Below are 21901 nucleotides of genomic sequence, written 5' to 3' on the forward strand. Positions count from 1 at the left end.
CGGTCGCGTTCCACAGAACCGAAGAAGGGCGCTCCGGGACCTGATGGGTCCCGGAGCGCCCTTCGGAGCTCGGACATGCGGCTGTGGACGCGGTGGTGGGCCGTCAGCCGTTCTTGATGCGGTTGGTGAGCTCGGTGACCTGGTTGTAGATGGAGCGCCGCTCCGCCATCAGCGCGCGGATCTTCCGGTCGGCGTGCATCACGGTCGTATGGTCGCGGCCGCCGAACTGCGCGCCGATCTTGGGCAGCGACAGATCCGTCAGCTCACGGCACAGGTACATCGCGATCTGGCGCGCGGTCACGAGCACGCGGCTGCGCGATGATCCGCAGAGATCCTCCACCGTCAGACCGAAGTAGTCCGCGGTCGCCGCCATGATGGCCGACGCCGTGATCTCCGGGGCCGAGTCCTCGCCGCCCGGGATCAGGTCCTTCAGCACGATCTCGGTCAGCCCGAGGTCCACCGGCTGACGGTTGAGACTGGCGAAGGCCGTTACCCGGATGAGCGCGCCCTCCAGTTCCCGGATGTTGCGCGAGATGCGGGAGGCGATGAACTCCAGCACCTCCGGAGGAGCGTTGAGCTGCTCCTGCACCGCCTTCTTACGGAGGATCGCGATGCGCGTCTCCAGCTCCGGAGGCTGTACATCGGTGGTCAGGCCCCACTCGAAACGATTCCGCAGCCGGTCCTCCAGGGTCACCAGCTGCTTGGGCGGCCGGTCCGAGGACAGCACGATCTGCTTGTTGGCGTTGTGGAGCGTATTGAAGGTGTGGAAGAACTCCTCCTGCGTCGACTCCTTGCTCGCCAGGAACTGGATGTCGTCGACCAGCAGGATGTCCACATCGCGGTACCGCTTGCGGAAGGTGTCGCCCTTGCCGTCGCGGATCGAGTTGATGAACTCGTTGGTGAACTCCTCCGAGCTCACGTACCGCACCCGGGTGCCCGGGTAGAGGCTGCGGGCGTAGTGCCCGATGGCGTGCAGCAGGTGGGTCTTGCCGAGCCCCGACTCCCCATAGATGAAGAGCGGGTTGTACGCCTTGGCGGGCGCTTCGGCGACGGCGACGGCGGCGGCGTGCGCGAAGCGGTTCGACGCCCCGATGACGAAGGTGTCGAAGAGGTACTTCGGATTCAGCCGGGCGTGCGGCTCACCGGGGCCGGGCGCGGGTGAGGGCTGCGCGCCCATCGGCCCGGGGACCCCGCCGGGCCGGCCGGTACCGCCGCCCTGCCGGTGCTGGGGCTCCTGCATGTCGTGGCGTTCGGGCCGCTGGGACTCGTAACCCTGGTGCTCGGGAGGCTGCTGACGGTAGTCGTGCTGCGGCTGGGAGCGGCCGCCCCCGTACGGCTCACGCCAGTGCTCGCCGGAGGTGTCGCGGTCCTGGAATCCGCCGAGCCGGGGCTGCTGCCAGGAGAGGTCCTCCTGGGTACGGGGCCAGGCGCCGGGCTCGGGGCGCTGCTGCTGGTAGTCGGGGTAGGCGGGCCTGGCGGTCGGCATGCCGTCGTCCGAGGGCCGGTGGCCGTAGCCGTCGTAGGAGTCGTTGTGCTGCCGCTCGTCGTGCTGCGGTCCCTGGTAGCGGTGCTGCTGCGGCTGCTGGGACTGGTGCATCGGCGGCGCCGGCGGGTTCGGCGGCTCGCCGGCGGAGTCGTCGACCGTGATCGCGATCCGGATCGGGCGGCCGCACTCGCGGGTCAGCGTCTCGCTGATGAGCGGAGCGAGCCGGCCCTCCAGGACGCGCTTGCCCCATTCATTGGGGACGGCGAGCAGCGCGGTGTCGGCAACCAGGGCGAGCGGCTGGCAGCGCTCGATCCACTGTTTGTCCTTCGGCTCGATGCCCTGCTGGCCCTCCCCGAGGAGTTGCTCCAGCACTCGTGGCCACACTGCGGCAAGATCGGCAGGTACGTCAGCCACAAGGCACGCTCTCTCGCTGGTCCCACGAATGTGTGTTTCTCGGGACGGGATGGGTCGGGATGGGTGAGGACCGGCAGTCGGGAAGAAATAGAACCGGGGTCCAACCACGGTAGTCAGGCCGACCCGCGTGGTTCAAGTCGTTGTCCACAGGCTGTGCACAATGGAGGCCGCCACAAGGCCGGTTTGACCGGATGGCGCAGCCGCGCGTACCGTGACCAGGTCGAGTTGTCGATGGCTGCTGCCGCCTGCCTCCGATGGGCAAAGATCACGATCTGTGATTGTGAAGCGGTGCACTAGGGCGTTTACGCGAGTCTCTCGTGGGCGCACGGTGACAGCCAGGCGATGTCCCGCCAACACACGAGTCATTTCTGGAGCCCCCGAGTGAGCAAGCGCACCTTCCAGCCGAACAACCGTCGCCGCGCGAAGACCCACGGCTTTCGGCTGCGTATGCGCACCCGTGCCGGCCGCGCGATTCTCGCGTCCCGCCGTGGCAAGGGTCGCGCCAACCTGTCCGCCTGATCGCGTACAGGTCGTTATGACGTGCTGCCTACCGAGAATCGGCTGAGGCGGCGCGAGGACTTCGCGACCGCAGTACGTCGAGGACGCCGGGCCGGACGCCCGCTACTCGTCGTCCATCTACGCAGCGGTGAAACGGACCCGCACGTGACTGGGGAGACTGCTCCCCCGCCGCGTGCGGGTTTCGTTGTCAGCAAAGCTGTGGGTGGTGCGGTCGTCCGCACAGCGGTGAAGCGAAGGCTTCGCCATCTGGTCCGAGAGCGACTGGCCCTGCTGCCCCCCGGTAGCCTGGTCGTCGTACGCGCGTTGCCCGGTGCGGGTGACGCCGACCATGAACAGCTGGCCCGAGACCTGGACGCCGCGCTGCAGCGGCTACTGGGAGGGGGCGCGCGATGAAGTACCCGCTGCTGGCTCTCATCAAGCTGTACCAGTGGACGATCAGCCCACTTCTCGGGCCTGTCTGCCGTTACTACCCGTCGTGTTCCCACTACGGATATACGGCGATCGACCGGCACGGAGCAATCAAGGGAACGGCGCTGACAGCCTGGCGCATCCTGCGATGCAATCCGTGGTCACCCGGCGGCGTGGATCACGTTCCGCCACGCAAACGTCCGCGTTGGCACGAACTGCTGCGAAATCTCTTCCGCGGCGGTAAGGGCGGGGACTCCGCCGCTGATGTGCCTCCCGGGGGATCGGCCACCGATTTCCCGAGCTCGGCCGCAGAGACTTCGCCCAATGCTCAAGGAGCCTGATTAGTGGACACGATTGCCAGTCTGTTCAGCTTCATCACATGGCCTGTTTCCTGGGTCATCGTCCAGTTCCACAAGTTGTACGGGGCGATCTTCGGCCCCGACACGGGATGGGCCTGGGGTCTGTCCATCGTGTCCCTCGTGGTGCTGATCCGTATCTGTCTGGTTCCGCTGTTCGTCAAGCAGATCAAGTCGACGCGGAACATGCAGGTGCTCCAGCCGAAGATGAAGGCGATCCAGGAGCGCTACAAGAGCGACAAGCAGCGTCAGTCCGAAGAGATGATGAAGCTGTACAAGGAGACGGGTACCAACCCGTTGTCCTCGTGCCTTCCCATCCTGGCGCAGTCGCCGTTCTTCTTCGCCCTGTACCACGTGCTCTCGGCCATTGCCTCGAACAAGAAGATCGGTGTCATCGACCAGTCGCTGCTGGACAGCGCTCGTCAGGCACACATCTTCGGTGCTCCGCTGGCCGCCAAGTTCATGGACAGCGCGGACAAGGTCGAGGCGCTCGGCGCCTCGCTGCTGGACGTCCGGATCGTCACCGCGGTCATGATCGTGATGATGTCGGCCTCGCAGTTCTTCACCCAGCGCCAGCTGATGACGAAGAACGTGGACCTGACGGTCAAGACGCCGTACATGCAGCAGCAGAAGATGCTGATGTACATCTTCCCGCTGATCTTCGCCGTCATGGGTATCAACTTCCCCGTCGGTGTCCTCGTCTACTGGCTGACCACCAACGTCTGGACCATGGGTCAGCAGATGTACGTGATCAACCAGAACCCGACGCCGGGCAGCAAGGCCCAGGACCAGTACCTCGGACGTCTGCTGAAGAGCATCACGACCCACGGTGAGGTACGCGGCAGGACCAAGCGCAATACGGTCAAGCGGATCGTCTCCAAGGGCCCGGACCGCAACGACATCGAGCGGAAGTTCGTCACCGGACTGGCCAAGCTCGGTCTCGCGCCCCAGGAAGACGGCTCGGTGGCCAAGAGCGACACCGCTGTGGCCGACGCGGAAGGCGGAGCCGCGCAGCGGCGTCAGCAGCCCAAGCGCCAGACCAAGGCGAAGCGTCATACCAGTGCGGGTCAGCAGACCGGGGCCAAGGACACCGAATCCAGCGAGTCGGAGCCCACGACCTCCCTGCAGAAGAAGGCACCGCAGGACGACAAGCCCAAGCCGGCGGGCAAGCCCGCGTCCGGCTCCTCACGCCAAGCCAAGTCCGGACAGCGCAAGGGCCCGCAGCGGCCCAAGCACCCGTCCAAGAAGTAAGAAGGAGTCCATCCGTGACGGAAGGCACCATCTCCACGGCCGCTGAGGGCAGCGACACCCTGACCCGCCTTGAGCAGGAAGGGGAGATCGCAGCGGACTACCTTGAGGGCCTGCTCGACATCGCCGATCTCGACGGCGACATCGACATGGACGTCGAGGCGGATCGGGCCGCGGTCTCGATCATCAGCGAATCGGCACGTGAACTGCAGAAGCTCGTGGGCCGCGACGGTGAGGTGCTGGAGGCGCTCCAGGAGCTGACACGACTGGCCGTGCACCGGGAAACCGGCGACCGGAGTCGTCTGATGCTCGACATCGCGGGTTTCCGGGCGCAGAAGCGCACAGAGCTTGCCGAGCTGGGTGCCAAGGCCGCGGACGAGGTCAAGAACTCCGGTGAGCCGGTGAAGCTGGATCCGATGACGCCGTTCGAGCGCAAGGTTGTGCACGATGCGGTTGCGGCCGCAGGTCTGCGCAGCGAATCGGAGGGCGAGGAGCCGCAGCGCTTCGTCGTCGTCCTTCCGGCCTGACCGGCCCTTCTCCTGTCGGCCCCGTCTGTTCGCAGGCGGGGCCGATCTTTGTCAGCCTGATAGTCAGCCACCCATGGTGCGGTAATGCGGTATGGAAGGACGGTTCCCGTGACGGAGGAAGTAGAGCTTCCCCAGGCGCCCGAAGAGGCCCGGGAGGTATTCGGTGAGTGCTTCCCTGAGGCCGTCCGATACGCGGAACTGCTGGCCGATGCGGGGGTGAAGCGAGGGCTGATCGGTCCGCGCGAGGTGCCTCGGCTGTGGGAGAGGCACCTGCTGAACTGCGCGGTGCTCTCCGAGGTCGTCCCCGAGGGGGTCACGGTCTGCGATGTGGGCTCGGGCGCCGGACTTCCGGGGATTCCGCTTGCGCTCGTGCGGCCGGATCTGAAGATCACCCTGCTTGAGCCGCTGCTGCGGCGGACGAACTTCCTCCAGGAGGTCGTTGAGTTGCTGGGGCTGGATCATGTGACAGTCGTCCGTGGCCGGGCCGAGGAGGTCCTGGGAACGCTTCAGCCGGTCCACGTGGTGACGGCTCGGGCGGTGGCTCCGCTGGACCGCCTGGCGGGCTGGGGAGTGCCACTGCTTCGCCCGTACGGCGAGATGCTGGCGCTCAAGGGCGATACGGCCGAGGAAGAGATCAATGGTGCGCGGGCGGCCCTGAGCAAGTTGGGTGTGCTGGAGACCGAGGTGCTGCACGTGGGCGAGGGCATCGTCGATCCGATGTCCACCGTGGTGCGTGTGGTGGTGGGTGAGAGCCCGGGTGGTGTGAGGTTCGCCGCAAAGAGAGCCAAGGCCGCGAGGGTCAGCCGGACCCGCCGCCGCCGCTGATCCGACGGTCACGCTGCGCGTACGACCGTTGCGCACCGTTTGGTGCGTGAATCGGTGACGCTTCAGACGGGGAGGTGCATGGTCCCCGCGCGGAGTGTCGTGCCCCTGTAGCTACGCTGCAGGGGCATCGTGTTTCACGTGAAACGTCGCTCTCTGCTGCATGGAATTATCAGCCGCGGTCGTGCGGCTGCCGCGCCTCGCCATCGCAGGCCCGTTAGGGCTACGGAGTTCTCCACAGAAGTGGATTCATCCACAGAAGAGCGGGCCTCGCTGGTTCGCGACCCCGAAAGCATGGCAGGCTCTGCTCATTGCGAGCCTGAAGTCGAGGAGAGTGAATCCTTGCGGTCCGACGCCAACATCGCGGGACCGATGACCGACCCGGTCCCCGGTCCCCGATCCGAATCGGCGGTGGACGGTGTTTCACGTGAAACACCGCCGCCGATGGACGACACACCCATCGGTCGCGCAGCCCAGCTGGCGGTCGAGGCCCTCGGCCGCGCCGGCGAGGGGCTGCCGCGACCTGACCAGACGCGCGTCATGGTGGTGGCCAACCAGAAAGGCGGGGTGGGTAAGACCACCTCGACGGTCAACCTTGCCGCGTCACTTGCCCTTCACGGTGCTCGTGTTCTGGTGGTCGACCTGGACCCGCAGGGGAACGCCTCTACGGCGCTGGGGATCGACCACCACGCCGAGGTCCCCTCGATCTATGACGTTCTGGTGGAGAGCAAGCCGCTCTCTGACGTGGTTCAGCCCGTCCCGGACGTCGAAGGTCTCTTCTGCGCCCCAGCGACCATCGATCTCGCCGGTGCGGAGATCGAGCTCGTGTCGCTGGTGGCGCGGGAGAGTCGACTCCAGCGGGCGATCCAGGCTTATGAGCAGCCGCTGGATTACATCCTCATCGACTGCCCGCCCTCGCTCGGCCTTCTGACCGTCAACGCCATGGTGGCCGGTGCCGAGGTGCTGATCCCGATTCAGTGCGAGTACTACGCGCTGGAAGGACTGGGGCAGCTGCTGCGCAACGTCGACCTGGTGCGGGGGCACCTCAACCCCGACCTTCATGTGTCGACGATCCTGCTCACCATGTACGACGGCCGGACCAGGCTCGCGTCACAGGTCGCGGAGGAGGTGCGCACCCACTTCGGCAAGGAGGTGCTGCGCACCAGCATCCCCCGCTCGGTGAGGATCTCCGAGGCGCCGAGTTACGGCCAGACCGTGCTCACCTACGACCCGGGCTCCAGTGGCTCCCTGTCGTACCTTGAGGCGGCACGTGAGATCGCTCTGCGGGGGGTGGGCCTGCAGTACGAGGCTCGGCAGGCCCATACGGGCAGTCGGAACAGTCAGCAGAATACTTCGGAGGGGATCCAGTGAGTGAGCGTCGTAGAGGGTTGGGGCGAGGGCTCGGTGCCCTGATCCCTGCCGCTCCGCAGGAGAAGCAGCTGCCGGCCACCGGCACTGGTGCATCCTCGTCCGGGACGGCTCCGGTCATGACGGCAGAGCGTGGAGTGGCTGTCGCCAAGGTGACCACGCTCGGTGTGGTGCCGGAGCCGAGCGCGCCCGTTTCGGAGTCGGGCGGAGCCGGCGGGCCGGGCGAGGTGGTGGGTGCGTACTTTGCCGAGATCCTTCTCGACTCCATCACGCCGAACCCTCGTCAGCCTCGAGAGGTATTCGACGAGGATGCGCTTGCCGAGTTGGTCACCTCCATCAAGGAGGTGGGTCTTCTCCAGCCCGTCGTCGTACGGCAGACCGGCTCGGATCGCTTCGAGCTCATCATGGGCGAGCGGCGTTGGAGGGCCTGCCGTGAGGCCGGTCTGGAGCGGATCCCGTCCATCGTCCGGGCCACGGACGACGAGAAGCTGCTCCTGGACGCGCTCCTGGAGAACCTTCACCGGGCTCAGCTCAACCCGTTGGAGGAGGCGGCAGCGTACGACCAGCTGCTGAAGGAATTCAAATGCACGCATGACCAGCTGGCCGACCGTATCGGTCGTTCCCGACCGCAGGTGTCCAACACCTTGCGTCTGTTGAGGCTGTCGCCTCCGGTGCAGCGAAGGGTCGCGGCCGGGGTGCTCTCGGCGGGACATGCGCGTGCGCTGCTGTCGGTCGACGACTCCGATGAGCAGGACAAGCTGGCACATCGCATCGTGGCCGAGGGGCTCTCGGTGCGTGCGGTCGAGGAGATCGTGACGCTCATGGGCTCCAGGCCCACGAGCGCCTCCAAGGCCAAGGGGCCCCGAGCGGGTGCTCGGCTGTCGCCGGCACTGTCCGATCTGGCATCCAGGCTCTCGGACCGTTTCGAGACCCGGGTGAAGGTCGATCTCGGGCAGAAGAAGGGGAAGATCGTCGTCGAGTTCGCCTCGATGGAGGATCTGGACCGCATCCTCGGCAGTCTCGCTCCCGGCGAAGGCCGCGTGCTGGACCGCAGCCCGTCGGAGGAACCGGCAGAGGACGACGAGAGCTGACGTTCTGAGCAGTGCTGGGCGGGCTGTGTTCCGGATTGACGGAACACAGCCCGCCCTTTGCTTTTTCTCGGTGTCGGCTTGATCCCGTGGTGGATACGATGCGTTCTGGTAGGCCACATCCAGTTGATCCACCTCCGCGAACGGAGTGCACCGCCCGTCGCACGTGATGCGGCGGCTAGGGAAGTGAGGAACAGCCTTCATGGGGCGTCGGCTCGCACCGCTCACGCTGGACAACCTTCCTGATCTTCCTGAGCGCTGCCGCTCGTGTGTGTTCTGGGAACTCGATCCGGTGCGTGGGGCAGCTGCGGTCAAGGCCGGTCGGCCGGGTGCGGAGAAGGAAGCCTGGATCTCCGGTGTTCTGCTGGAATGGGGATCCTGTGGCCGCGTTCTCTATGTCGATGATGCCCCGGTCGGCTTCGTTCTCTATGCACCGCCGGCCTACGTTCCGCGGGCGGCGTCCTTTCCGACGAGCCCTGTCTCCCCCGATGCCGTCCAGTTGATGACTGCCTTGATCCTGCCGGGGTACCAGGGGCAGGGCCTCGGCCGGGTCATGGTGCAGACCGTCGCCAAGGATCTGATCAGTCGCGGGTTCAAGGCGATCGAAGCGTTCGGGGACGCACGCTGGAAAGAGCCCGCCTGTCTGCTCCCCGCGGATCATCTTCTGGCAGTGGGCTTCAAGACAGTACGAACGCATCCCTCGCACCCGCGGCTGAGGCTGGAGCTGCGTACGACGCTTTCGTGGAAGGAAGATGTCGAGCTGGCCCTGGACCGACTGCTGGGCGCGGTCCAGAAGGAGCCAGTGCTCCGGCCGCTGTGATCCGCGCGTCCGAGAACGTGAAACGGGCCCATCCCTCAGGGATGGGCCCGTTTCACGTGAAACATCTGAAGGCTGTTCGGCCTTACTCGGTGATGAAGGCTTCGAGGTCGCGGAGGATCGCGGCCTTCGGCTTGGCACCGACGATGGTCTTGGCGACCTCGCCGCCCTGGTAGACGTTCAGCGTCGGGATGGACATGACCCCGTACTTGGCAGCGGTGGCCGGATTCTCGTCGATGTTGAGCTTGACGATCTCGATCTGGTCGCCGTGCTCTGCCGCGATGGCCTCCAGGGAGGGGGCGATCTGGCGGCACGGACCGCACCAGGCGGCCCAGAAGTCCACCAGTACGGGCTTGTCGCTCTTCAGGACGACCTCATCGAACGAGGCGTCGGTCACGTTCTTCAGGGCGCCGGCCACGGCGGCCTCCTTAACTTCGCGGGGGTGTGGGGGTGAGGCGTGGATCAGACGGTTGCTGCGGCAGCCTTCTCGTCGTCGGCGAGCGCGGCAAGGAAGCGCTCGGCGTCGAGGGCGGCGGAGCAGCCGGTGCCGGCAGCGGTGATCGCCTGCCGGTATGTGTGGTCGACGACGTCGCCGGCGCCGAAGACACCAGCGACGCTGGTGCGCGTCGAAGGAGCTTCGACCTTGAGGTAGCCCTCGTCGTCGAGGTCGAGCTGACCCTTGAAGAGTTCGGTGCGCGGGTCATGGCCGACTGCGATGAACAGGCCGGTCACGGGGAGCTCGGAGGTCTCACCGGTCTTGGTGTTGCGCAGGGTCAGACCGGAGAGCTTCTGCTCGCCGTGGACTCCGGCGACCTCGCTGTCCCAGGCGAACTTGATCTTCGGGTCCGCGAAGGCGCGGTCCTGCATCGTCTTCGACGCACGCAGCGAGTCGCGCCGGTGGACGATGGTGACCGACTTGGCGAAGCGGGAGAGGAACGTTGCCTCCTCCATCGCGGTGTCGCCGCCGCCGACCACGGCAATGTCCTGGTCCTTGAAGAAGAACCCGTCGCAGGTCGCGCACCAGGAGACGCCGCGTCCGGAGAGGGCGTCCTCGTTGGGCAGACCGAGCTTGCGGTGCTGCGAGCCGGTGGTGACGATGACAGCCCTGGCGCGGTGCACCGTGCCCGCGGTGTCGGTGACGGTCTTGATGTCACCGCTGAGGTCGACGGAGACCACGTCGTCAGGGACCAGCTCGGCACCGAACCGCTCGGACTGCGCGCGCATGTTGTCCATGAGCTCCGGGCCCATGATCCCGTCCTGGAAACCGGGGAAGTTCTCCACGTCGGTCGTGTTCATCAGCGCGCCACCGGCGGTGACGGCACCCTCGAAGACCAGCGGCTTCAGCGAGGCGCGCGCGGTGTAGAGGGCGGCTGTGTAGCCCGCGGGGCCGGAGCCGATGATGATCACATTACGCACGTCGCTCACGGGTTTCTTCCTCGTCTCTGCAGACTGCCTACTGTCCACGCCTACTGGGGTCGTTTCAACGACTCTCACCCCACCCAACGGATCCTACGGGGGATGCATTCCCGACGTGCCGGATGCGTCTGCCGCCGTGATACTCAGGGGCGAGGGTAGGCGTGGGTCAGCAAGAGCTTTCCCTTGGCCACAGGGTCCGTGCCGACGCATGCCGCATCGACGACGTAGGCCTCGACACGGGTCGTATCGGTGGGGTGAGGAAGGACGACGAGGAACGCATCCGCGCCTTCGTAGGTGCCCTTCTCGACGGCAAGGGCGGCGGTGTTCCGCCCTATGCCCTGCTCAACGCAGGAAGGGATGGCCACGACGGGAGCGCGAAGCGGCGTCTGCGGTGATGCGGAGTCGGGGAGCGCCGTCTTCGGTGAGGACTTCGTATCGACCGACGGGGCCTGTTCCCCGCCGGCTGCTTCCTTTGGAATGGTCGGGTCGGTGCGGGAGCTCAGGAGGCTGTGGACACGATCTTCGAGCGTGGACTGCGAGAACGTTTGTGAGCCGGTCTTCGAAGCGGCTCCGCGGTCTGCTGCTTTGACGCTGTAGGAGCTCTGGGACGCGGGGATGTTCTGCAGCAGGAAGACACTCACACCGACGACGGCGGCGCCCAGTGCGGTGCCCAGTACCGCCGTGCGGCGCCGCCGCCGCACCGACCGGCGGCCGGGTCCGGTGGCGGCACGTGAATGTCCGGCGGGGCGATCCGCCAGTTCCTGCACCGTGGTGGCGGCGTGCTCCGTTTCACGTGAAACATCTGCCTCCAGGTTGGATGCGGCGAGAACGGAACGGGCTTCGTCAGCCAGTGCGGCATCGATGCGGCTCGCTATATCGGCGGGCATGCGCTGCGGGGCAGGCATGGAGCCGAGCAGGCCGCGAATCTCCTCCAGGGAGGCCTGCACGTCGAAGCAGAGCTCACAGCCGTCCATGTGGCGGCGGATATCCGCTGTGCGGGAAGGCGCGAGCAGGCCTTCGGTCAGGTCGGAGATCTCCGAGACGTCCGGATGCTGGGTCGTGTCGCTCGCCGATGTCATGTGCGCCCACCTCCGCCCTTCACTCCAGCTGGATCGCTTGTTCCCGCGCCTCGAGTCCCCGCGTCTCGTGGTCCCGCTGCCGGTGGGACGGATGCTCTCGGCGTCCGGTTCCTCTCCTTGCATCGCTCACCGCTTTCGCCACCCCCGGTTCGGAGATGGATGAGCAGTGGGGCCAGCCGGGCACGGCCCCGGGCACAGCGGCTCTTCACGGTGCCGACGGGGACGTCGAGGATGCGAGCCGCCTCTGCCACCGGGTATCCCTGCATATCGACGAGGACGAGCGCTGCGCGTTGTTCGGCGGGGAGAGTGGCGAGGGCTGCGAGTAGTTCGCGGTGCAGGTCCTGCCGTTCGGCCGGCGCCTCGGCGGACTCGTGCGGTTCCAGGAGCTGGTCCAGCCGGTCCGGGTCATCCACGGGCGAGGTCTTTCGCGAGGATGCTTTGCGGACCCGGTCGAGGCAGGCATTGACGGTGATGCGGTGCAGCCAGGTGGTGACGGCGGACTGGCCGCGGAAGGTGTGGGCGGCGCGGAAGGCGGAGACCAGGGCGTCCTGTACCGCGTCGGCCGCTTCCTCGCGGTCGCCCAGCGTTCGTAGGGCCACGGCCCACAGCCGGTCGCGATGACGTCTGACGAGCTCGCCGAAGGCGTCGGGTTCGCCGGCTGCATGGCGAGCGAGGAGGTCTGAGTCGCTGAGTTGTTCGGACGGCTCGGCGGCCACCTCCCCCTCCCTCCCTCTCTGAGTCAAGGTGCGTCTGTCTATCACGGTTCCCGTGGGGAGGGGGAGAGGGAGGGGCAGAGGCGGTCAGCCGAGAACTGAGATCTCCGAGATGCCCCCGCGGTAGCCGCTGCCGGTGTCGTCCGACGGAAGCTCAGTGATGTGGATGAGGACGTAGCGGGTCCGCACCGGCTTGCTGAGGGTTTCCTTGAGGCTGCTTCCCGCCGTTTTGAGCTGAGTGAGGCGCTGAGGGAAGTCCGCGAGGGACGAGGGTGCGGAGGCACTCTTGTCGGCCGCCAGCACCTCGGCCTTCTGCCCGCTGCGGTACATGGTGATGTCGATGCCCGAGACGTCCTTCACACTCCCCAGGTCAACGACGATGCCGCTGCCGTCCTTACGGGAGGGGAGGTTGCCGAAATTTGCGTAGCCCTGGTAGCGCGGAGTGATCCACGCGGTGCCCGGCTTGCCGTCGATCGTGTTCGGGACCGCCTCCTGCTTGATCCCGGACCCGCTGGGCATGAACTCCGCCGCATCGGTGATCCGCAGGGGCACGGCAGGTGGCGGCGCGACTTCGTTCTTCGGGTTGGTCTGTGTGGTGCCGGGGTCACCCGAGCTGTTGTCCCGGTCCAGGAGCGTCTCGGCGAGCTGCCAGCTGCCGAGGCCCAGTGCGGCGATGAGCAGCGCGGAGACGGCCCACTTGAGTGTCTTGCCCGTGCGGCTCTGGAGCGGGGCCGGCGGTATGGCGTGCACGGACTGGGTGGGCGGGGTGCCGGGTCCGGTAGGGCGGCCGTAGGTGCCCTGCTGGTAGGTGGTCCGCTGGTACTCGGGCGGTGCGGTGAACGTGGGCTCGGGCGGACGGATGCGCGGCATGGCCGCGACGGCCTTGGCCAGTTCGTCGGGGGTGGTGCACGGCTGTTCCTGGCGGGATGCCGTGGCTCCGTCGTTGGCGAGTGCCCGCATGGCGATCTCGGAGAGACCGCGGTGGACTCCGGCCCGCACCTGGTCGGGTGCGATCAGGCCCACGCCCTTGGGGAGCCCGCTGAGGCCGTAGGCGTCGCTCTCGTACGGCCAGCGCTGGGTCAGCGCGGCGTAGAGCAGCGCGCCGATCGCTTCGGTGTCGGCGCGCTGAGGCCCCTCCGAGGTGATGCCCCGCAGCGCGGCGTTCACCGCGAGGCCGCGGATCCGGTACTGACCCGACGAGCTGCGCAGCACCGCTCCGGGAGTGAGCCTCAGATGAGCCAGGCCCTCACGGTGCGCGGCCGCCATGGCCTGGGAGATCTGGCTTACGAGCTGGTACGCGTCATGAGCGTCCATCGGGCCCGTGCCCAGTAGCGCGGTGAGCTCGGTGGCGTCCGGAAGCCATTCGTGGACGACATAGACGAGGTCGTTCTCCTCCACGGCGTCGAGGACCTGCACGAAGCGGGGGTCGCCGAGCAAGGCGGAGGAGCGGGCCGCGGCCAGTACGGAACGCGCTCGCGGGTGATCGGCGGGAAGGAGATGGACACCCACCGCGCGACGCAGTTTCTCGTCGACAGCGCGCCAGCTGCTGAATCCGTCCAGACGGGTGACGCACTCCTCGAGCCGGTAGCGCCCCGCAAGTTTGTGACCGCTGTGCAGATCAGGGGTTGATGCGTTGACTTCGGAGCCTGTCGGCTCGTCCACCACTTCCCGGGGGCCTGCGCCCGTTGAATCCTGAGCTTCTGCCGTGCCGTCGGTCGTGGCCTCGTCCGCCTTGGCGGACAGCGGCTCGTCACCGCTGTTGTCGGCCACGTCGACGGCAGCCGTGCTACGTTCCGCCACCGTCGTTCCTGCCTCCCCATCCGTTGCGCGATGCCAGCCAGCTCTGCACAGTCTCGCCAATTGTGCCCATACTCCGGCACCATGCACGACACGCGGGGACGGGCGATGGTTGTGCGGGCCGGTGATCTTCAGCGGCCGAGTCGTCCCCGGATCATGCCGACCATGCCGTTGATCTCTTCGATCCGCATCCGCTTCGCCGCGACGACGAAGACTCCCAGCAGCACGATTCCACCGCAGACCAGCGCGAGGAGCGAGCCCGATGCGCCGTCGCCGAGCGCGCGGAGAAGGGCGAATCCCACACCGCCGCCGATCAGTGCCGCGGGGATCGCGGCGAGGCACAGCCGGGCGTAGGTGCGCAGGACATGGGCGCCGTCCAGATCGCCGCCCAGACGGTTACGCAGCCGACGCCACGCGATACCGACGCCGACAGCGTAGGCGAGGCCGTACGAGGCGGCCATACCGACCACGGCCCACTGGGCGGGCAGGACGACGTAGCAGATGGCCGAGGCTGCCGCGTTGACCAGAGCGACGATGACGGTGTTGTAGAAGGGCGTGCGGGTGTCCTCGTAGGCGTAGAACCCTCGCAGCACCACGTACTGCACCGAGTAGGGGATGAGTCCGAGGCCGAAGGCCATCAGGATGAATCCCATGGAACGGGCGGCCTCGGGGCCGCTGGAGGAGTAGAGCAGGGTGCACATCGGAACGCCCAGGGCGAGGAACGCGAAGGCGACCGGCACGATGGCAACGGCGGAGTTGCGCAGTCCCTGCGAGATGTCGTCGCGGACCGCGCCCGGGTCGTTGTCGTGGGCGGCACGGGAGATGCGGGGCAGCAGGGCGGCCATGACCGAGACGGTGATGATCGCCTGCGGCATGCCCCAGATCAGCTGGGCGTTGGAGTAGGCGAGGAAACCGGCGCCGTTCCTGCCGGACGCCTTGCCGGCGGAGGTCGCGAGCTGGGTGACGACGAGGACGCCGGCCTGGTTGGCCAGGACGAACAGGACCGTCCACTTGGCCAGCTTGACCGTCTTGCCGAGCCCGTGGCCCCGCCAGTCGAAACGCGGGCGGAAACGGAATCCGGCCTCGCGCAGGTACGGGATCATGGCGAGGGACTGGACGATCAGGCCGAGCAGGGTGCCGATGCCGAGCAGCCGGACGCCCTCCGGCGGGATCGTCTGGACGCCCATGTGGGACTGGTGCGAGGTGCCGTAGACCCAGATGAACATGCCGAAGGTGAAGATCATCACGATGTTGTTGAGGACCGGGGTCCACATCATCGCGCCGAACTTCCCGCGGGCGTTGAGGATCTGGCCCATCACGACGTGCACGCCCATGAAGAAGATGGTGGGCAGGCAGTACCGGGCGAAGGTCGTGGCCACGTTGTTGGCGGCGGCGTCGTCCGCGATGGTCTGCGACATCAGACGGATGAGCCACGGGGCGGCGAAGACCGCGAGGGCGACGATCGCGCCGAGCGCGACCATCACGAGGGTCAGCAGCCGGTTCGCGTAGGCCTCGCCGCCGTCCTCGTCGTCCTTCATGGAGCGGACGAGCTGGGGGACGAACACCGAGTTGAGGCCGCCGCCCACGGTGAGGATGTAGATCATCGTCGGCAGCGTGTAGGCGATGGTGAAGCTATCACCGAGCAGGGCCGCGCCGAGCGCCGCGGTGATCACCAGACTGCGTACGAAGCCGGTGAGCCGCGAGACGAGGGTGCCGGCTGCCATGACCGCACTGGACTTCAGCAGGCCGGATGCCCGGCCGCCGCCGGACTTCGGCGCTACGGGTGCGGGTGCGGGGGCCGGCTCGGGACGGGCCGGACCGGGTGATCCCGCCGGGCCTTCCTGGTCCCGGAAGAGGTGGGCGAACGCATCGGGTTCGTCTCGGCCCGCGGAGGCCTGGGTGACGAGATCGTCCACGCCGACGAACTGAGTGGTCGCGGCGTCGTCGCCGTACGGCAGATGCCGGGACGGACCCCCGGGCTCGGGCGGCGGGGTCTGCGCCCAGATCCGGGGGTCGGGGGCGTACGGGGCCGCGGGCGGCTGCTGGTAGAGCGGATGGGGCTGCTGATAGGTGCCAGGAGGCGGCGGCGGATGCGCCGCGCGGTCGTACAAGGCCTCGCCCACCGGATCCTGGGCGGAGAGGTCCTGGGCCCGGTAGGGGTCGTAGTCGTACGCAGCCTGCAGGTACGGATCGGGGCCCGGGGGCACCTGCTCCGGCCCAGGAGGCCCGCCGGAAGACCCAGCTCCGCCCGTACCCTGACCGCGGTCACCGTCGTACGGCGCGTTCATCGAAACCCCACCTCATCGTCCCCGGCCGACCGGCCACGACAGACATCGCTCAACGGTCCACTTTCTCACCCGTGCCCGATGGCTCCGCGCTTTCGGGACCGGTGTCCGGCGTCGGGTCACTCGGCTGCTCGGGTTCACTGCCGTCATCGCCCGCCGCGCCGCCCGCGTTGGCGCGCTTGCGGTGTGCATACATCCTGATGCCGGCGAGGACCAGCAGCAGCAGCCCGCCCGCGATCACGAGAAGCACGGTCGGCGTGAGCTCCGACACCTTCACGGTGAAGTTCATCGCCGCGCCGTACGGCGTCCCGTCCTCGGTGTACAGCTGGGCGGTCATCTGGACCTGGCCGTTGATGTTGGCCGCGGCGTCGAACTTCACGGACTGACTGTGCCCGCCGGCGATCTGGATCGGCTGCTCAGCGACGGCACCGTCGTCGTTCAGCTTGAGGCGCGTCGCGTTCTCCGACCTCAGCCGCAGCACCAGATGGTCGACGCCCTGCAGCAGCCTGTTCTGCACCGTCACCGGGATCGTGGCGCTGCGGCCGGACAGGGTGACGTCCGACTTCGAGATGAGCTGGACCTCATTGACGAGGCTCTGCAGATAGGTGCGCACCGAGTCCCGGTACTGCTGGGCCTCCAGGGGCTTGCCCCGCCACGACGTCGACATGGAACGGTTGACCGCGTTACCGAAGGGCGTCACCACCCGCTCGGGCTGGGTGAGGATGACCTGGAAGTTGTTGAGGGAGGCCTGGGTGGACTTGATGTCCTGGAAGGCCTGGGTGGGCAGCTCCTGGCTGCGCAGCTTCTTCGGGTACCGGGACGCCGGAGGGACCTCCGTGGTCGCCTTCGCGTCGGGATTCGCCTCCGCCGCCTGGACCAGCCCCTGGGACTGCGTCCAGCGGCCGTCGTCGAGGGTGTGCAGGGCGCTTGCCATCGACTGGGCCTGCGCGATCGTCGGCATCCGCTGGGGTACGACGACGACGCTTCGGTCCTCGTCGGTGTCCTGTTCGGCCAGAGAGAGCGTGAGAGCGAGGAACCTCTGCACGGCGAGCGTGGAGTCGCCGGCCTTCGTCATGTCGCCCTGGAAGGCCGTGGAGAGCCGGGCGTCGGAGACCACGGCGGTCGTACCGCCGCCGATCGGCCGGGCAGCGGTGGGCGTGTACGCCAGGCCGCCGTTTTCCTGAAGACTGTCGCTGCGGGCGATCACGTTGTGGGCACCGGCCGAGGTGGCGACGTCCACGATGGACGGATCGATGGCACCGTCGACCGGCCATGCGAAGTCCGTCGACGGCTTCACATGCAGGATCGTCTGCACCGTCGTCACGGCCACCTCGCTGGCGTTCTGGAGGTGGCTGAGGGTGCCCGACACGTTCTTGCCGCGGTGCGCGATCGATGCCAGATCGGGGTCCCCGAACGGCAGCGCGATGACCTTGCCCTCGGCCACCGCCGCCTCCAGCGAGGTGAGCCACTGCTTCGCCACGTTCTGATTCGTACCGGCGATCGTGGTGTCACCGGACTTGACCCGGTAATCCCGCGTCATCGCGTCGACACTAGCCAGCAGATCCGGGTCGATGACCCAGGTCACGGGCAGTTGCCTGCCCAGCGACACCATCTGTTCCAGACGACCGCCCGGCGCGATCTCGGCGGCCAGGTCATCGTCGGCGAACACCGGCGTCTGCCGGGCGTCGGAGCCGGTCTCCGCGGTGAGATGCGCCGCTGCGATCAGCGGCCAGGCGTAACTGATCCGGGGCTTGGAGTCGCGGTCCTCGCTCTGCCAGGGGAGGAACGTCCGCTTGATCCCGAGCACCTGGTCGTACTGGGCATGGGGCGTCCGGCCCGACAAGGTGACACCGAGCTGGTAGACGCCGTCGTCGCCGAGTCCCAGCTTGCTGACGGGCACGGACAGCGTGAAGTCCTGGCTGATCCCGGAAGGAAGCTTGGCGATCTCGACCGTGTACTTGCCGCCGACCGGATACGGGTCGGCACCGGGCAGATATCCCGTGCGCCGGTTGGCCGCGTCGATCGAGGTCCTGCCGAAGAGCCGGGGTCCCACGCGGAGATCGACCTGGGCCGCGGTGACGGTCTCCTTGCTCTTGTTGATCAGAGTTCCGGAGACGGTGAGTGTGTCCCCCTTCACAGGGGCGCTCGGAGTCACCGTGTCCAGGGACACCGCGACCGTGCCGGAACCCGTCGGGGCCTTGTCCGTCGCGGCGGCCTGCGCCACCGGGGCGGCCGCCCCGGCCAGCAGGGCGGCGACGAGCGGAGCCCCGGCAAGCACGGCGGCTGTGCGCCGCAGCCACCGGCGGGCAGGAGAGGGATTCATCCCCTGGAAGTCTGCCGCCTCGGCCACGCGCCTACCCGTCCCTCGTCGTGAGCTGCTGTCGATCGTTGTCCGTTGCTGCGTCCACGCATGGTAACGATGTGCGCGGGGGCTAAGTGCTGGGGAGTGCGGTACATGATCGGCAGAGTCTCGCAGGGCTGAAGGAAACCATGACGCCCGGGCCGGTCCGGGCACGTACCCTTTTCTGTTGTGCCGAACGCCAATGAAGACAACTCCAGCGCCCTGACCCAGGTGCAGCACCGCGCAGTCAGTGAACTGCTCCGGGTGTCCCCGGTCGCCGACGATCTCGCCCGCCGATTCCAGGATGCCGGATTCAGTCTTGCCCTGGTCGGCGGCTCGGTCCGGGACGCACTTCTCGGCAGGCTCGGGAACGACCTGGACTTCACGACCGATGCCCGTCCCGAGGATGTCCTGAAGATCGTCCGGCCATGGGCGGACTCGGTGTGGGAGGTCGGGATCGCCTTTGGCACGGTGGGCGCGCAGAAGGACGGCTACCAGATCGAAGTCACCACATACCGGTCCGAGGCGTACGACCGAACCTCGCGCAAGCCGGAGGTTTCCTATGGTGACTCCATCGAGGATGACCTTGTCCGCCGTGATTTCACGGTCAACGCGATGGCCGTCGCGCTGCCGCAGAAGGACTTCATCGACCCACACGGTGGCATCGAGGACCTGGCGGAGCGCGTCCTGCGCACCCCCGGTACGCCCGAGGAATCCTTCTCCGACGATCCGCTGCGCATGCTGCGTGCCGCGCGTTTCGCCGCGCAGCTGGACTTCGAAGTGGCTCCCGATGTTGTCGTGGCGATGACGGAAATGGCGGGCCGGATCGAAATCGTCTCCGCCGAGCGGGTCCGGGAGGAGCTCAACAAGCTTCTGCTGTCCTCGCACCCCCGGAAGGGGCTGGCGCTCCTTGTCGACACGGGACTGGCCCAACAGATCCTTCCCGAGCTCCCCGCGCTTCGGCTCGAAAGTGACGAGCATCACCGTCACAAGGATGTGTACGAGCACTCTCTGACCGTTCTGGAGCAGGCGATCGACCTGGAGGAGGACGGCCCGGACCTCGTTCTGCGTCTCGCCGCCCTGCTTCATGACATCGGCAAGCCGAGGACCCGGCGCTTCGAGAAGGACGGCCGGGTCTCGTTCCATCACCACGAGGTGGTGGGCGCCAAGATGGTCAAGAAGCGGATGACCGACCTCAAGTACTCCAACGACATGGTCAAGGACGTCTCGAAGCTGGTGGAGCTGCATCTGCGCTTCCACGGGTACGGCGACGGAGAGTGGACCGACTCGGCGGTCCGTCGTTATGTGCGTGACGCGGGCCCCCTGCTGGAACGCCTGCACAAGCTCACCCGCTCGGACTGCACCACGCGGAACAAACGCAAGGCCGCTGCTCTCTCCCGGACCTACGACGCGCTGGAGGAACGCATTGCGCAGTTGAAGGACAAGGAGGAGCTCGATGCGATCCGGCCGGACCTGGACGGCAACGAGATCATGCAGATCTTGAGCGTCGGACCCGGACCGGTCATCGGTCAGGCGTATGCGTTCCTGTTGGAACTGCGCCTGGAGAACGGGCCGATGGAGCATGACGTGGCAGTGGCGGAGCTCAAGAAGTGGTGGGAATCGCAGGGCTGAGCCCGCGAGGGCTGTCCAGGCCGGAGAGCTGCCAGTCGTGTTTCACGTGAAACACGACCGGCAGTGCATGCACCGAGGGCGCTGTTTCACGTGAAACAGCGCCTTCAGCCGTCCTGTCTCCGGTTCCGGGAGATCAGCCCGCCGGCTCGACCGGTGCGAGGCGGAGTACCGCACTGGTGAATCGTGCACCGCTCTTCTCTCGATGCGAACGAGCTACAGGGCCTCGGCGGTCCGACTCCAGCGGAACATGGCCATGGCGACCAGGGCGTAGAGCACGGCGACCCCACTCACCACTGCGGCCGACTTCCCGTCAGGAGGCAGCACCAGGGCGGAGACCGCGGCGGCCCCCACGAAGGCCACGTTGAACAGCACGTCGTAGAGCGAGAAGACCCGGCCGCGGAAGGCGTCGTCCACCGATGTCTGCACCACCGTGTCCGTCGCGATCTTCGCCCCTTGGGTGACGAGGCCGAGGACGAACGCGGCGACGAGCATCGGTGCGGGAGTGAACCACAGCCCCAGCGCCGGTTCGAGGACAGCGGCCGCCGCGGCGCACACCATCATCCAGCGGAACCGGCCGAGCCGCGCCACAGCCCAGGGGGACACCACCGCCGCGGCGAAGAACCCCGCACCGGATACGCCCACAGCCAGCCCGAGCAGCGCCAGACCGTGGGACTCGCTGGTGGCCCAGGCGTACCGGCACAGCATCAGGAGCGTCACCGTCAGCGCCCCGTAACAGAAGCGGATCACCGTCATGGCGGCCAGCGCCCGGGCGGCGTGCTTGCGTTCCGCCAGATGGCGCAGCCCGTCGCCGAGCCCGCGTGCGGTGGTGACCAGAGCCGTGCTCAGGCGGAGGCGGCTGCTGCTCCGCTCCGGTCCGAGAAGTCCGGTGGCAAGGCTCAGGGACGCCACGGCCGAGGCGAGGTAGAGCGCCGCTCCCAGCAGTACCACCGCCGCATCGGAGTCCGCCAGCAGCAGCCGTACGGCGAAGGCGAGGCCACCGCCTGCCGTTGCGGCGAGTGTGCCCGCGGTCGGGGAGAGGGAGTTGGCCAGCACCAGCCGGTCCCGGTCGACGACACGCGGCAGAGCGGCGGAGAGGCCGGCCAGTACGAATCGGTTGACCGCGGTGACACACAGCGCCGAGCCGTAGAAGAGCCAGTCGGGGGCGGAACCGAGGATCAGGAGCGCGGTGCAGCACGCGAGCGCGGCGCGCAGCAGGTTGCCGTAGAGGAAGACCTGGCGGCGGGGCCAGCGGTCCAGGAGCACTCCGGCGAACGGGCCGATGAGCGAGTAGGGCAGCAGGAGTACGGCCATCGCGGAGGCGATGGCGCCCGCCGATGCCTGTTTCTCCGGCGAGAAGACCACGTGTGCCGCGAGAGCCACCTGATAGACCCCGTCCGCCGACTGGGACAGCACCCGCACGGCCAGCAGGCGGCGGAAGTTCCGAAAGCGCAGGAGAACGCGCAGGTCATGCACGACGGGCATGGGAGCAAGGGTCACATACGTTGAGGGTCCCCGGGCAGATTGCCCGGGGACCCTCAACGGTGCGGGAGTCAAGGAGCGTTGCCGCTCCCCGCTGCGCCGCGCC

At 67.5% G+C, this 21901-nt stretch carries 19 protein-coding genes; 10 read left to right on the forward strand and 9 right to left on the reverse strand.

What is annotated here, in order from left to right:
- Positions 1–103: 103 nt before the first annotated feature.
- The gene (gene dnaA, locus FHX80_RS14095; protein WP_145764514.1) at positions 104–1900 is read right to left on the reverse strand and encodes a chromosomal replication initiator protein DnaA; all 1797 of its coding nucleotides are present in this window, start codon (positions 1898–1900) and stop codon (positions 104–106) included.
- Positions 1901–2281: 381 nt separating this feature from the next.
- On the opposite strand from dnaA, the gene rpmH reads away from it, so the two are divergent.
- From rpmH to FHX80_RS14140, 9 genes are all read left to right on the forward strand, one after another.
- Positions 2282–2419, forward strand: coding sequence for a 50S ribosomal protein L34 (gene rpmH / locus FHX80_RS14100; protein ID WP_030930485.1), 138 nt, complete (start codon positions 2282–2284; stop codon positions 2417–2419).
- Positions 2420–2440: 21 nt separating this feature from the next.
- Positions 2441–2812 carry a ribonuclease P protein component gene (rnpA, locus tag FHX80_RS14105; protein ID WP_123460437.1) on the forward strand — a complete coding sequence of 124 codons (372 nt, stop codon included), beginning with the start codon at positions 2441–2443 and terminating at the stop codon, positions 2810–2812.
- Positions 2809–3168: a membrane protein insertion efficiency factor YidD gene (yidD, locus tag FHX80_RS14110; protein WP_145764515.1), complete on the forward strand. Its 360-nt coding sequence runs from the start codon at positions 2809–2811 to the stop codon at positions 3166–3168. Before rnpA ends, yidD begins: the two co-directional genes overlap by 4 nt.
- Before the next feature lie 3 nt (positions 3169–3171).
- Positions 3172–4434, forward strand: a complete 1263-nt coding sequence (gene yidC, locus FHX80_RS14115) for a membrane protein insertase YidC (protein WP_145764516.1) — start codon at positions 3172–3174, stop codon at positions 4432–4434.
- A gap of 14 nt (positions 4435–4448) precedes the next feature.
- Positions 4449–4958: a Jag family protein gene (locus FHX80_RS14120; RefSeq protein ID WP_145764517.1), complete on the forward strand. Its 510-nt coding sequence runs from the start codon at positions 4449–4451 to the stop codon at positions 4956–4958.
- Positions 4959–5066: 108 nt separating this feature from the next.
- The gene (gene rsmG, locus FHX80_RS14125; protein ID WP_208764654.1) at positions 5067–5783 is read left to right on the forward strand and encodes a 16S rRNA (guanine(527)-N(7))-methyltransferase RsmG; all 717 of its coding nucleotides are present in this window, start codon (positions 5067–5069) and stop codon (positions 5781–5783) included.
- A 291-nt stretch (positions 5784–6074) separates the two neighbouring features.
- Positions 6075–7151 carry a ParA family protein gene (locus FHX80_RS14130; RefSeq protein ID WP_145767288.1) on the forward strand — a complete coding sequence of 359 codons (1077 nt, stop codon included), beginning with the start codon at positions 6075–6077 and terminating at the stop codon, positions 7149–7151.
- On the forward strand, positions 7148–8239 hold the full coding sequence (locus FHX80_RS14135; RefSeq protein ID WP_208764655.1) for a ParB/RepB/Spo0J family partition protein: 1092 nt from the start codon (positions 7148–7150) through the stop codon (positions 8237–8239). Before FHX80_RS14130 ends, FHX80_RS14135 begins: the two co-directional genes overlap by 4 nt.
- Before the next feature lie 199 nt (positions 8240–8438).
- Positions 8439–9056, forward strand: a complete 618-nt coding sequence (locus FHX80_RS14140; RefSeq protein ID WP_145764519.1) for a GNAT family N-acetyltransferase — start codon at positions 8439–8441, stop codon at positions 9054–9056.
- An 82-nt stretch (positions 9057–9138) separates the two neighbouring features.
- Here the strand turns inward: FHX80_RS14140 and trxA are convergent, their stop codons facing one another.
- The 7 genes from trxA to FHX80_RS14175 all read right to left on the reverse strand — a co-directional run bounded on the left by trxA (position 9139) and on the right by FHX80_RS14175 (position 18693).
- Positions 9139–9471: a thioredoxin gene (trxA, locus tag FHX80_RS14145; RefSeq protein WP_145764520.1), complete on the reverse strand. Its 333-nt coding sequence runs from the start codon at positions 9469–9471 to the stop codon at positions 9139–9141.
- A gap of 44 nt (positions 9472–9515) precedes the next feature.
- On the reverse strand, positions 9516–10478 hold the full coding sequence (gene trxB / locus FHX80_RS14150) for a thioredoxin-disulfide reductase (protein ID WP_145764521.1): 963 nt from the start codon (positions 10476–10478) through the stop codon (positions 9516–9518).
- Positions 10479–10612: 134 nt separating this feature from the next.
- Positions 10613–11548: an anti-sigma factor family protein gene (locus FHX80_RS14155; protein WP_145764522.1), complete on the reverse strand. Its 936-nt coding sequence runs from the start codon at positions 11546–11548 to the stop codon at positions 10613–10615.
- Positions 11545–12264 (reverse strand): RNA polymerase sigma factor SigM, encoded by a 720-nt coding sequence (gene sigM, locus FHX80_RS14160; RefSeq protein WP_145764523.1) that lies wholly within the window; start codon positions 12262–12264, stop codon positions 11545–11547. The genes FHX80_RS14155 and sigM overlap by 4 nt, the downstream gene beginning before the upstream one ends.
- Before the next feature lie 84 nt (positions 12265–12348).
- On the reverse strand, positions 12349–14061 hold the full coding sequence (locus tag FHX80_RS14165; RefSeq protein WP_145764524.1) for a protein kinase family protein: 1713 nt from the start codon (positions 14059–14061) through the stop codon (positions 12349–12351).
- 128 nt (positions 14062–14189) lie between these two features.
- The gene (gene murJ, locus FHX80_RS14170; RefSeq protein ID WP_145764525.1) at positions 14190–16346 is read right to left on the reverse strand and encodes a murein biosynthesis integral membrane protein MurJ; all 2157 of its coding nucleotides are present in this window, start codon (positions 16344–16346) and stop codon (positions 14190–14192) included.
- A gap of 49 nt (positions 16347–16395) precedes the next feature.
- Entirely contained in the window at positions 16396–18693 is a 2298-nt protein-coding gene (locus FHX80_RS14175) for a DUF6049 family protein (RefSeq protein ID WP_145764526.1), read from the reverse strand.
- Between the two features lie 180 nt (positions 18694–18873).
- Between FHX80_RS14175 and FHX80_RS14180 the strand changes: the two genes are divergently transcribed.
- The gene (locus FHX80_RS14180; protein WP_145764527.1) at positions 18874–20316 is read left to right on the forward strand and encodes a CCA tRNA nucleotidyltransferase; all 1443 of its coding nucleotides are present in this window, start codon (positions 18874–18876) and stop codon (positions 20314–20316) included.
- Positions 20317–20529: 213 nt separating this feature from the next.
- Here the strand turns inward: FHX80_RS14180 and FHX80_RS14185 are convergent, their stop codons facing one another.
- Entirely contained in the window at positions 20530–21798 is a 1269-nt protein-coding gene (locus tag FHX80_RS14185; protein WP_145764528.1) for an MFS transporter, read from the reverse strand.
- Positions 21799–21901: the final 103 nt, after the last annotated feature.

The sequence above is a fragment of the Streptomyces brevispora genome (assembly GCF_007829885.1).
Taxonomy (GTDB): Bacteria; Actinomycetota; Actinomycetes; order Streptomycetales; family Streptomycetaceae; genus Streptomyces; species Streptomyces brevispora.